This is a genomic window from Microbacterium gubbeenense DSM 15944, assembly GCF_000422745.1.
GTDB lineage: Bacteria > Actinomycetota > Actinomycetes > Actinomycetales > Microbacteriaceae > Microbacterium > Microbacterium gubbeenense.
The window spans coordinates 16,952-28,077 of the sequence record NZ_AUGQ01000014.1 but is presented as its reverse complement, the minus strand read 5'-3'; the positions used below and the strand labels follow the sequence as shown (position 1 = coordinate 28,077).

12 protein-coding genes are annotated in these 11,126 nt (G+C 68.9%); 11 read left to right on the top strand and 1 reads right to left on the bottom strand.

Annotation, left to right across the window (positions count from 1 at the left end; all coding sequences use genetic code 11):
• Window positions 1-5 precede the first annotated feature (5 nt).
• Entirely contained in the window at window positions 6-602 is a 597-nt protein-coding gene (locus G510_RS0109240; protein WP_157560505.1) for a TetR/AcrR family transcriptional regulator, read from the bottom strand.
• A gap of 144 nt (window positions 603-746) precedes the next feature.
• On the opposite strand from G510_RS0109240, the gene ftsE reads away from it, so the two are divergent.
• The 11 genes from ftsE to doeA all read left to right on the top strand — a co-directional run bounded on the left by ftsE (window position 747) and on the right by doeA (window position 11,119).
• Window positions 747-1,709, top strand: a complete 963-nt coding sequence (gene ftsE, locus G510_RS0109235) for a cell division ATP-binding protein FtsE (protein WP_029153410.1) — start codon at window positions 747-749, stop codon at window positions 1,707-1,709.
• Window positions 1,706-2,617: a permease-like cell division protein FtsX gene (gene ftsX / locus G510_RS0109230; RefSeq protein ID WP_029153409.1), complete on the top strand. Its 912-nt coding sequence runs from the start codon at window positions 1,706-1,708 to the stop codon at window positions 2,615-2,617. The genes ftsE and ftsX overlap by 4 nt, the downstream gene beginning before the upstream one ends.
• A gap of 53 nt (window positions 2,618-2,670) precedes the next feature.
• The gene (gene smpB, locus G510_RS0109225; protein ID WP_029153408.1) at window positions 2,671-3,147 is read left to right on the top strand and encodes an SsrA-binding protein SmpB; all 477 of its coding nucleotides are present in this window, start codon (window positions 2,671-2,673) and stop codon (window positions 3,145-3,147) included.
• A 135-nt stretch (window positions 3,148-3,282) separates the two neighbouring features.
• A complete protein-coding gene (locus G510_RS0109220) occupies window positions 3,283-4,050 on the top strand; it encodes an SDR family oxidoreductase (protein WP_029153407.1) in 768 nt (255 codons plus the stop codon).
• A 14-nt stretch (window positions 4,051-4,064) separates the two neighbouring features.
• A complete protein-coding gene (locus tag G510_RS0109215) occupies window positions 4,065-5,069 on the top strand; it encodes a zinc-binding dehydrogenase (protein WP_029153406.1) in 1,005 nt (334 codons plus the stop codon).
• Window positions 5,070-5,128: 59 nt separating this feature from the next.
• Complete coding sequence (locus G510_RS0109210; RefSeq protein WP_245563281.1) at window positions 5,129-5,593, top strand: prepilin peptidase; 465 nt, start codon at window positions 5,129-5,131, stop codon at window positions 5,591-5,593.
• A gap of 10 nt (window positions 5,594-5,603) precedes the next feature.
• On the top strand, window positions 5,604-6,641 hold the full coding sequence (locus G510_RS0109205; RefSeq protein WP_051216629.1) for a YihY/virulence factor BrkB family protein: 1,038 nt from the start codon (window positions 5,604-5,606) through the stop codon (window positions 6,639-6,641).
• Between the two features lie 26 nt (window positions 6,642-6,667).
• Window positions 6,668-7,267, top strand: coding sequence for a CYTH domain-containing protein (locus tag G510_RS0109200; protein WP_036322647.1), 600 nt, complete (start codon window positions 6,668-6,670; stop codon window positions 7,265-7,267).
• Window positions 7,268-7,376: 109 nt separating this feature from the next.
• Complete coding sequence (gene doeB2 / locus G510_RS0109195) at window positions 7,377-8,621, top strand: N(2)-acetyl-L-2,4-diaminobutanoate deacetylase DoeB2 (protein WP_211219172.1); 1,245 nt, start codon at window positions 7,377-7,379, stop codon at window positions 8,619-8,621.
• Window positions 8,622-8,643: 22 nt separating this feature from the next.
• Window positions 8,644-9,909 carry an aspartate aminotransferase family protein gene (locus G510_RS0109190; RefSeq protein WP_036322644.1) on the top strand — a complete coding sequence of 422 codons (1,266 nt, stop codon included), beginning with the start codon at window positions 8,644-8,646 and terminating at the stop codon, window positions 9,907-9,909.
• Between the two features lies 1 nt (window position 9,910).
• The gene (doeA, locus tag G510_RS16195; RefSeq protein ID WP_051216628.1) at window positions 9,911-11,119 is read left to right on the top strand and encodes an ectoine hydrolase; all 1,209 of its coding nucleotides are present in this window, start codon (window positions 9,911-9,913) and stop codon (window positions 11,117-11,119) included.
• Window positions 11,120-11,126: the final 7 nt, after the last annotated feature.

Below are 11,126 nucleotides of genomic sequence, written 5' to 3'. Positions count from 1 at the left end.
CGGGATCAACCGGGCAGCGGCCACCACGCGGGCATGTTCTCGAACATGGACCGCGCGTAGGCCTGCGTGTCGTCGCTGTCGCTGCTCGCCCAGAGCTCGATCGTGCTGACCATGCCGCCCGCGATGTACGCCGCGCTGACGTCGGTGTTGTCGGGGACCACGATGCCGTTGTCGCGCATCACGCCGATCGCCGTGTCGGCGCGACGGATGAACTGGTCGCGCATGTGCGCCCGGAACGCGTGGGACACGTCGGATTCGAGCAGCGTGCGGATCGCGCGGCGGTCGCGCGCGACGGCCTCGATGATCGCGACTGTGGCGTCGAGATACGCCCCGGACACGTCTTCGATCGGCCGGCCGTGCGGCGGCGTGACGGCGCTCGCGTCGTCGATGATCGACGCGAACACCTCGGCAGCGAGATCTCCGACGCTGTCGAAGTGGCCGTAGAAGGTGGTTCGGTGCACTCCCGCTTCGCGGCACAGCTCGGCGACGCCGATGCTCGCGAGATCCTCGCGGCGCAGCATGCGGATGAGCGCCTCGGACATACGACGGCGACTGCGGAGCGCGCGCGGATCGTCGGACGTGTCCAGTGAAGAGTGGCTCATGGCCCAATTCTGCACCACGGCGGCGGATCCCACGGGTTCTGGGGCGGTGCCCGGGGAGTCATCCTCTGAAACTGATATGCGTCGCGCGGCGCCCGGGTGTCGCTCGCGTCGCGCGCGAGGAGCCGCGCGTACTGTCGAGGGGACATGATCCGGTTCGAAAAAGTGACGAAGCGCTATCGCGGCACCAAACGCCCCGCGCTCGATGGCATCGACTTCGAGGTGGAGCGCGGCGAATTCGTGTTCCTCGTCGGCGCATCGGGCTCCGGGAAGTCGTCGTGCCTGCGACTCATGATGCGCGAGGACACCCCGTCCGACGGGCGCGTGCTCGTGCTCGGGCGCGACACCCGCACGCTGAGCGACAGGCGGGCGCCGTATTTCCGGCGCAACATCGGCACCGTGTTCCAGGACTTCCGGCTGCTGCCGACCAAGACCGTCTCGCAGAACATCTCGTTCGCGCTCAAGGTCATCGGCCGCTCGCGCGCCTTCATCAAGTCGGCCGTTCCCGAGGCGCTCGAGCGCGTCGGGCTCGAGTCGATGGGCAAGCGCATGCCGCACGAGCTGTCGGGCGGCGAGCAGCAGCGCATCGCGATCGCCCGGGCCATCGTCAACCGGCCCGCGATCGTGCTGGCCGACGAGCCGACCGGAAACCTCGACCCGACCACGTCGGTCGAGGTCATGCGCGTTCTCGAGGCGATCAACGCCGCCGGAACGACGGTCGTGATGGCCACGCACGAGGCCGGATTCGTCGACCAGATGCAGCGCCGCGTGATCGAGCTGCGCGAGGGCGTGCTGATTCGTGACGACGTGCGCGGATCCTACGGCGACACGTCGGCCGTTCACACGCTGCGCCCCGAGGCCGAGCGCGGGGCTGCCGCGCTGGCCGCGCTCACCGCGGCGCAGGAGGTGCAGCGCGAGACGCTCACCGGAATGCTCCCGGCCGTTCAGCCTGATCAGGAGGACGAGCCCGAGGCCGTCGAGCCCGAGGCCGTCGACGAGCCGGAACGCGCGGCTCTGCCGCAGGTGGACGTCGAGGTCGACGAGCTCGGCATGGCCGATCGGCTCGGGCTCGAAGATTCGCGTGACGACGAAGTGGGGCCGACCTCGTGAATCTCTCCCTCATCCTGTCGGAGGCATTCCAGGGGCTGCGTCGCAACGCGTCCATGGTCATCTCCGTCATCCTCGTGACCTTCGTGTCCCTCACCTTCGTCGGTGCTGCGCTGCTGATGCAGGCGCAGATCCAGAAGACGAACTCGTACTTCCAGGACCGGGCGCAGGTCGATGTGTACATGTGCTCGTCGATCTCCGACGGCGACACCTGCGTCGACGGCACGGCGACCGAAGAGCAGATCGCGTCGGTTCAGGACCAGCTCGACGGATCCACGCTCGCGCCGCTGATCGATGAGTGGAGCTACGAATCGCAGCAGGAGGCGTACGACGCGTTCGTCGAGAGCTTCGATGACGAGCTGTCCGGCCTCATCACGGTCGAGCAGACGAGCGCGATCTTCCACATCAACCTCATCAACCCCGATCAGACCGACGTGATTCGCGAGGCGTTCAACGGCGTCGCGGGCGTCGAGGAGATCACCGACCAGCTCGAGTACCTCGATCCGCTGTTCACGACCCTGACCATTGCGACCTACATCGCCGTGGGCGTGGCCGTGCTCATGCTGATCTCGGCCGTGCTGCTGATCTCGACGACGATCCGGCTGTCGGCGTTCGCCCGCCGCCGCGAGGTGGGCATCATGCGCCTCGTCGGCGCCTCGAACGGCACGATCCAGACGCCGTTCGTGCTCGAGGGCATCATCGCGGCATTCATCGGGGCCGCGCTCGCGAGTGCCGCGGTACTCGTGGGTGTGGGCGTGGGCGTGGAGGGCTATCTTGCCGGCGAGGCCGGTGCGATCCCGTGGATCACGCTCGCCGATGCCTGGTACGTGGTGCCGCTGATCGTCGTGCTCGGCGTGCTGATGGCTGCGATCTCCGCGGGCGCGGCGATTCGCCGCTGGTTGCGCGCTTGATCTCTGGCATAGACTAGAGGGCTGCAGCGTCCGTAAGCGAAGGAGGTGCGCGCATGCCTCGTGAGAAGGGCGAGAAGGTCGTGGCGGTCAACCGCCGCGCACGACACCAGTACACGATCGAGAAGACCTATGAGGCCGGTCTCGTTCTGAGCGGCACCGAGGTGAAGTCGCTACGCGCGGGCCACGCGAACCTCACCGACGGTTACGCGTTCATCGACAAGGGCGAGGCCTGGATCGACCAGGTGAACATTCCGCAGTACTCGCAGGGCACGTGGACCAACCACGCCGCCAAGCGCCAGCGCAAGCTGCTGCTGCACAAGGAAGAGATCACGAAGCTCGGGCACAAGGTCGCGGTCGGCGGATATACGCTCGTGCCGCTCAAGCTCTACTTCGTCGACGGCCGCGCGAAGGTCGAGATCGGCCTTGCCAAGGGCAAGACCGAGTTCGACAAGCGCCAAACGCTGCGCGAGCGCCAGGACAAGCGCGAGGCCGAACGCGCCATGCGCTCACGCAATCGCCTCGGTGACTGAGTCAGTATGCCTACCCGGCGGGCGACCTCTCGCATCGTTCTCCTACATGTGTTGAGATAGGATCATCTGCCGTCTCGCGCCGAATGATTCGGACCGCTTCGAGACACGACTCTCCTGCAGAAAGGCAGATTCCTGATGCACGATCTCTTCGATGTGACGGGCAAGCTCGCTCTCGTCACGGGCTCGTCGCGCGGCCTCGGCCGCTCGCTCGCCCTCGCCCTGGCCCAGGGCGGCGCGCGGGTCGTTCTGCACGGACGCGATGAGGCGGCGCTCGCCGAGACGCGCGCCGCGATCACGGAGGCCACGGGCGCGGACGCCGCCGCCGTCGCGTTCGACGTCACCGATGCGGCCGCCGTCGAATCGGCGGTATCCGGCATCGTCGCCGAGCACGGCGTGCCCGACATTCTCGTGAACAACGCGGGGCTCCAGCGCCGCGCGCCGTTCACCGAGTTCGCCGTGTCGGATTGGGATTCCATCGTCGCGAGCAACCTCTCGAGCGCCTTCTACGTGTCGCGATTCGTGACGCCCGGCATGGCCGAGCGCGGGTCCGGCAAGGTCATCAACATCGGATCCGTGCAGTCGCAGCTCGCGCGCCAGACGATCGCACCGTACTCGGCCACGAAGGGCGGCATCGTCATGCTGACCAAGGGCATGGCCGCCGACCTCGCGCGCTCCAACGTGCAGGTCAACGCCATCTCGCCCGGCTATTTCGCGACCGAGATGAACAAGGCGCTCGTCGAGGACGAGGCGTTCAACTCGTGGCTGATCAATCGCACGCCCGCGCAGCGCTGGGGCGACTTCAAGGAGCTGTGGGGAACGCTGCTGTATCTCGCCTCGGACGCGTCGAGCTTCGTCTCGGGCCAGAACATCTTCGTCGACGGCGGCATGACGGCGGTGGTGTGACCGTGGCTGACACGATGCGCGCGGCGTTCATCGACGCGAAGGACGTGCTCGAGGTGCGCGAGGTCGACGTTCCGCAGCCCGGCGAGGGCCAGGTGCGGCTGCGCGTCGACTTCGTCGGAATCTGCGGATCCGACCTGCACTACTACTTCGAGGGCGCCAACGGCGAGTACGCGGTTCGCGAGCCGCTCATTCCCGGCCACGAGCTGTCGGGCCGGGTCGACCTCGATCCGTCGGGACGCTTCGCGGCCGGCACGCCGGTGACGGTGCACCCCGCGCGCTTCGGCGCCCCCTCGGCGGGCATCGAGGACGAACCGCACCTCTGGGCGGGCGGCTCTTACCTCGGCAGCGCGTCGACCTGGCCGCACACCCAGGGCGCGATGAGCGAGTACATGATCGTCGAGTCGGACATGGTCCGGATGCTCCCGGATGAGCTGAGCATCCGGCGCGCGTCGCTCGCCGAGCCGCTCGGGGTCGCGCTGCACGCCGCGGCGCGGGTCGGGGATCTCACGGGCGCCCGCGTGCTCGTGTCGGGCGCGGGCCCGATCGGGCTGCTGGCGATCGTCGCGGCGCAGGAGCGCGGCGCCGCCCACGTCACGGTGAGCGATGTGCTGCCCGAGACGCTCGAACGGGCGAGTGCGCTCGGCGCCGACCGCACGATCCGCGTGGGCGTCGATGACATGCCGCGCGAGGAATTCGATGTCGTCTTCGAATGCTCGGGCGCGCCCGTGGCGATCTCGTCGGCCGGTGTCGCGGTGCGAAAGCGCGGCACGATCGTTCAGGTGGGCATGGTTCCGAACGAACCGCGCCCGGTGAACCTCGCGCCGATCATCTCGAAGGAAGTCACCCTCATCGGAACATTCCGCTTCCGTGATGAGGTCGACGCGGCCGTTGAGGTGCTCGCGCGCCGAGACGACGTCGAGGCCGTCATCACCCACGAGTTCCCGATCGCCGACGCGGCCCGCGCCTTCGCGGTCGCCCGCGACGGCAGGGTCTCCGGAAAGGTCGTCGTCGCGCTGTAAGACGCGCGTCATCCACAGGCACAAAGTCGACCCCGCGCGATCTCTCTATCGTGGGGCGCGTGCCTGACGCCCTGATGATCGTCGCCCAACTGGGCTTCTGCGGCGTGGGCGCGTGGCTCGCGCACATCGATATCCGCGAGCACCGCCTGCCGAATCGCATCCTCGCCCCGGCGACGGCGTGCCTTCTCGCGGCGTGCGTCGCGGCCGCGGCTTTCGACGGATCCGCGGCCGCTCTCGTCCGTGCGGTCGCGGGCGGGGCGATCCTCGGATCCGCGTACCTTGCGCTGTGGGCCGCGAGCCGCGGCGGGCTCGGCGGGGGAGATGTGAAGCTCGCCGTGCCGATCGGGCTCGTTCTCGCCTGGGACGGGTGGCCCGCGTTCGTCGCCGGCGCGGCGCTCGCGTTCGTGGTCGGCGGCGCGTGGGCGATCGGCGTGCTGGCGACCGGTCGAGGAACGCGCGACACTCACATTCCGTTCGGGCCATGCATGGTGCTCGGCGCTGTGCTCGGGCTGTGCGTCACGTAACGTTGCCTGCATGGGAAAGCTCATTCGTGGTTACCAGGCCGCCGTGAGGTGGGCCCTGCAGCTGCGCGTCGTGCGCGCGTTATTGCTCTACACCGACAGCCGCGGCGGGCTGCTGTCCGCGGCGATCACGTTCCGCATGCTGTTCGCGGTCTTCGCGGCGGTGTTCCTCGGGTTCTCGGTCGCGTCGATCTGGTTGTCGACGCGCAGCGACCTGTGGGAGGCGCTCGTCGAGACCGTCGACGGCGTCGTGCCGGGGCTGGTCGGCCTGGGCGGCGACGGGGCCCTGATCGACGTCTCGAACCTGCCGGACATCACCTCGAGCGTTGCGGCCCCGGTGATCTCCATCATCGCGCTGGTGTGGGCGCTGCTCGGCGGCGTCGGCAACGTGCGCATGTCGATCCGCTCGATCGCCGGCACCCGCCACGACGAATCGAACGCGCTCATCATGCGCGCGTTCGACCTGATCTTCGCGCTGTCGATCGGCGTGCTCGTGATCGCCTCGGCCGTCGTGACCTTCCTCGGCTCGGCGTTCGTCGACACGGTGCTCGAATGGCTGGGCAGCGCCGACAACAACACCGCCGAGGTCCTCACCCGCATCGGCACGGTGCTCGTCACCTTCATTCTCGACGCCGTGATCGTCGCGTGGCTGTTCTGGCTGATGGCGGGCGCGAAGCCCACGTTCGGAGAGCTCATTCCCGGGTCGCTCATCGGCGGCGCGGGCCTGGTGGTCCTGCAACAGGCATCCGGGCTGTTCCTCGGCGGCGCCGACAACAACCCCCTGCTGGTCGGTTTCGCCTCGCTCATCGCGCTGCTGCTCTGGTTCAATCTGTCGGCGCAGGTCGTGCTGATCGCGTGCTCGTACATCGTGGTGACGATCGAGGAGAAGCGCAACCGCGTCGCCGAGCGCCACGGCGCGGAGACGCTGACGCAGCGGGTCGTTCGGTCGGCCGAGCGCAACGTGCGCGTCGCGGAGGAGGCGCTTGCCGCCGCGCGCGATGCCGACCAGGTCGCGCGCGAAAAGGAAGCCGAGCGCGCCGCCGCATCGTAGGATCCGCCCGATTAGGATGAGTGGCTATGGCCCCTGAGCGCTCCGTGGAGATCGAGAAGAAGTTCGACGTCGACGCCGGAACGCCGGTGCCCGACTGGACCGGGGTCGCGGGCGTCGCGCGCGTCTCGGCGGGGGAGGAACGGCACCTCGACGCGGGGTATCTCGACACGGCGGACATGCGGCTCGCGAAGTTCGGCGTCGCGGTGCGCCGCCGGGTGGGCGGCCCCGACGCGGGATGGCACATCAAGGGCCCGCTCGTGAACGGCGGACGGCTCGAGATCGGCTGGCCGCTCAGCGACGAGATCCCCGCGGAGCTGACGGATGAGCTCGCGGAGTGGACGACGGATCCGCTCGCGCCGCTTGCGCGCATCGTCAACGACCGCACCGCGTACGACCTGCTCGACGCCGACGGCCGGGTGATCGCCGAGTTCGTGAACGACCGCGTGCGCGCGAGCGACCTGCGCAGCGGCGTCGACCGCGAGTGGTGCGAGTGGGAGATCGAACTCGGCCCCGCCGCACCCGAGTACATCGACGCGTTCTTCGCCGACATCGAGCGGGTGGCACTGGCCTCCGGCGGTCGCCCCGCCTCCTCGGCGTCGAAGCTCGCCCGCGCCCTCGGCCGCTGACAGCAGAAAACTCGACTCGCGCGGGGGCAGACAAAACCCGCGCCCCGGGCTAGGGTGACCACACGGAGAAGTTGCACCGACCGCTGCGATTCAGTGGAACGGAGGCGAGTTGGCACCAGCACGCGTCATCGGCGCCGACCACGTCGGCACCTGGCAGAACATCCTCGAATCTGCGTCCGTGCTGCGTCGCGACCTCCACCGGATCCCGGAGCTCGCCTGGGAAGAGCACCTGACCGCCGCGCGTGTCCGCGCCGAACTCGACGCGCTGGGGATCCGCTGGCGCGCGTGCGCGACGACCGGCACCATCGCCCGGTTGGCACCCGCCGCGCCGGGGCGGCACGTCGCGCTGCGCGCCGACATCGACGCGATGCCCGTCGCCGAGGAATCGACCGCGCCGTGGACGTCGGAGCACGAGGGAGTCATGCACGCGTGCGGGCACGACGGGCACACGGCGACGCTGCTCGCCACCGCGCGATGGCTTGCGGCGCACGAGGACGACCTTCCCGGCCCGGTCACTCTCCTGTTCCAGCCCGCAGAGGAGGGCGGCCACGGGGCGAAGGGCATGATCGATGACGGCGCCCTCGACGGCGTCGACGTCGTGTTCGGGTGGCACAACTGGCCCGCGCTCGGGCGCGGGCGGATCGCCTGCCCCGATGGCCCCGTGATGTCGGCGAACGGCACCTTCGAGGTCGGGGTCTCGGGCGTCGGCGGGCACGCGAGCCAGCCCGAGGCGACGAGGGATCCGGTTCTCGCCGCCGCCGCGATCACGGTCGCGCTGCAGCAGTTGGTCGCGCGCCGCCTCCCGCCGCAGACGCCCGTCGTCGTCGCCGTCACTTGGATCGACGCCCCGAGCGGCAGCACCGTCACCCCGGCGACCGCCAGGCTCGGGGGAAGCATCCGCGTTCCCGATACCGCTCTCCGCGACGAGGTCTTCGCGATGATCGGCGACATCGCCGAGTCGACCGCTCGCGCGCACGGCGTCAGCGCCGCAATGACGAGCACGAACCGCTACGCGGCCACCGTCAACCATCCGGCCGAGGCGGCGGAGCTGCGCGCGGCCCTCGTGCCCGCCGTCATCGACGCGTTCGGCGGCACGGATGCCTCGGCCGACATCCCGATTCCGGTGATGGCGTCGGAGGACTTCAGCTATTACCTGGCCGAGGTGCCTGGAGCGTTCGCCCTCGTCGGCGCGGGCGACCCGCACTCGTGCCACAGCCCGCGCTACGACTTCAACGACGCGCTGATCGCGCCGGTCGTCCGCGCCTATGCGCGCCTCGCCGGCGCCCCCGAGCTCCCGGCGGCAGACCGCCGCCGGGGATCCGAGAATGACACGCACAGGGTGAGTGATACCTAGCGACAACCGAGAGGAGCCGATCATGGACATGAGTCCGTTCGAGCAGTGGGAATCCGAGATCCGCGGGTATTGCCGCGCTTATCCGACCGTCTTCTCTCATGCGTCAGGTTCGCGACAGGTGTCTGAGGACGGCACCAGCTACATCGACTTCTTCGCCGGGGCCGGCGTGCTCAACTTCGGGCACAACAATCCGCGCATGAAGAAGGCGATGATCGCGTTCCTCGAGGGCGACGGCATCGCGCACAGCCTCGACACCTATACGACGACCAAGCGCGACTTCGTCACCCGGTTCCACGACGTGATCCTCGCCCCGCGCGGCATGGACCACAAAATGCAGTTCATGGGGCCGACCGGCGCGAACGCAGTCGAGGCGTCGCTCAAGCTCGCCCGCCTCGCGACCGGCCGCCAGGAGGTCGTCGCGTTCTCGCACGGGTTCCACGGCATGACGCTCGGGGCGCTCGCGGTCACCGCCAACGACGCCTTCCGCAAGTGGGCCGGCGTGCCGCTGGATCACGTGCTGCGCCTGCCCAACGAGTTCGCGCCGGGCGGCGGCACCGCGAGCCTCGACGCCTACCGCGAGGCGCTCGCGGACGCGTCGTCGGGGCTGCGCCCGCCGGCCGCGTTCATCGTCGAGACGGTGCAGGCCGAGGGCGGTGTGTGGGTGCACAGCAAGGAGTGGCTGCACGCCGTCCAGCAGCTGGCGCGCGATGTCGGGGCGCTGTTCATCATTGACGATATCCAGGCCGGGAGCGGGCGCACCGGATCGTATTTCAGCTTCGACGGCATGGGGCTCGATCCCGACATCATCACGCTTGCCAAGGGCCTCGGAGGGTACGGGACCCCGATCGCGATGAACCTCAACAAGCCCGAGGTCGATGCGCACTGGAGCCCGGGCGCGCACACCGGAACGTTCCGGGGCCAGGGGCTGTCGTTCGTCGCCGGCACCGCCGCGCTCGACTACTTCACCGACGACGAGCTGATGGGCCAGGTCGCCGTCAAGGGCGCGCGCATGGCCGAGAAGCTGCAGGCGATCGCCGCTGCGAACTCGTCGCGCGGGTGGGAGGTGCGCGGCAAAGGCATGATGCAGGGGCTCGACGTCGTCGACGGATCCTTCGCGAAGCGCGTGCAGACGGAGGCGTTCGAGAACGGCCTGCTCATCGGACCGTGCGGAACCGACGGCCGCGTGGTGAAGCTGATCCCGCCGCTGACGACGCCCGACGAGGATCTCGACGAGGGGCTGGCGATCCTCGAGAGGGCCATCGCGGCCGTTGCCGAGGGAGGTGCGTGAGATGCGTGTGCGAGACGACATGACATTCCCGTCCGACGAGTACGAGCGTCGGATCGAGCAGCTGCGGCAGCGCATGCAGCAGCGACTGCTCGACGCGGTGGTGATCACCGATCCGGAGAACCTGATGTACCTCACCGACTACCAGACGACGGGGTACTCGTTCTTCCAGGCGCTCGTGGTGCCGCTCGAATCCGAGCCGTTCATGATCACCCGGCAGATGGAAGAATCGAACGTGCTCGAGCGCACGTGGGTCGAGATCACCCGCCCTTATCCGGATACGGGCGACGCGATCCAGCAGCTGGTCACGTCGCTCAAGGAGTTCGGGCTCGACACGAAGAACGTGGGGTACGAGCGCAACAGCTACTTCTTCCCCGCGTACCAGCAGGATCGGATCCACACGTCGTTCAAGGCGGGCCGTCTGATGGACTGCTTCGGCATCGTCGAGCAGGGGCGCCTGCGCAAATCGCCGTACGAGATCGACGTGATGCGCCGCGCGGCCCGGGCCACCCAGGCGGGCATGACGGCGGGGCTCGCCGCGGCGCAGGTGGGCGCGACCGAGAATGATGTCGCCGCCGAGATCGCGCGGGGCATGTTCACGGCCGGAGGGGAGTATCCCGCCGTGATGCCCTACGTGACGAGCGGGCCGCGCACCATGATCGGACACGCGACGTGGGAGGGGCGCGAGCTGCAGTCCGGCGATGCGGTCTTCCTCGAGGTCGGCGGATGCTATCGGCGATATCACACGGCGATGATGCGCACGGCGCTGCTGCACGACATGACGCCGGCGATGGAGCACGCTCAGGAACGGATGACGACCGCCCTGAGCGAGCTGAAGGCAGTGCTGCGCCCCGGCATCACCGTCTCGGACGCCGACTCGATCGTGCGCACCATCATTTCCGACAACCACGTCGGGGCCGAGCTCGTGACGAGAGCGGGCTACTCGATCGGCATCGCTTTCCCGCCGAGCTGGGATGAGGGATACATCCTCAGCCTCATGCCCGGCGGCAACGCGGTGCTCGACGAGGGCATGACCTTCCACGTCATCCCCTGGATGTGGGGCGTGGAGGGCAAGCGAACGGTCGGCATCTCCGACACCATCCGGATCACCGAGACCGGGTGCGAGTCCTTCTTCGACCTCGAGGAGGGCTTCACGATCAATGCGACGGGCGAGGCCGAGGGTGCAGAGACCCTCGGCCTGCGAGCGGTCTGACCGCGAA

Bases quoted from the DNA above. Each gene is read 5' to 3' on its own strand.
- G510_RS0109200 (WP_036322647.1), top strand. From the start codon at position 6,668: ATGGCCCCTGAGCGCTCCGTGGAGATCGAGAAGAAGTTCGACGTCGAC.
- G510_RS0109240 (WP_157560505.1), bottom strand. From the start codon at position 602: ATGAGCCACTCTTCACTGGACACGTCCGACGATCCGCGCGCGCTCCGC.
- G510_RS0109205 (WP_051216629.1), top strand. From the start codon at position 5,604: ATGGGAAAGCTCATTCGTGGTTACCAGGCCGCCGTGAGGTGGGCCCTG.
- smpB (WP_029153408.1), top strand. From the start codon at position 2,671: ATGCCTCGTGAGAAGGGCGAGAAGGTCGTGGCGGTCAACCGCCGCGCA.
- ftsE (WP_029153410.1), top strand. From the start codon at position 747: ATGATCCGGTTCGAAAAAGTGACGAAGCGCTATCGCGGCACCAAACGC.
- doeA (WP_051216628.1), top strand. From the start codon at position 9,911: ATGCGTGTGCGAGACGACATGACATTCCCGTCCGACGAGTACGAGCGT.
- G510_RS0109215 (WP_029153406.1), top strand. From the start codon at position 4,065: ATGCGCGCGGCGTTCATCGACGCGAAGGACGTGCTCGAGGTGCGCGAG.
- G510_RS0109220 (WP_029153407.1), top strand. From the start codon at position 3,283: ATGCACGATCTCTTCGATGTGACGGGCAAGCTCGCTCTCGTCACGGGC.
- G510_RS0109190 (WP_036322644.1), top strand. From the start codon at position 8,644: ATGGACATGAGTCCGTTCGAGCAGTGGGAATCCGAGATCCGCGGGTAT.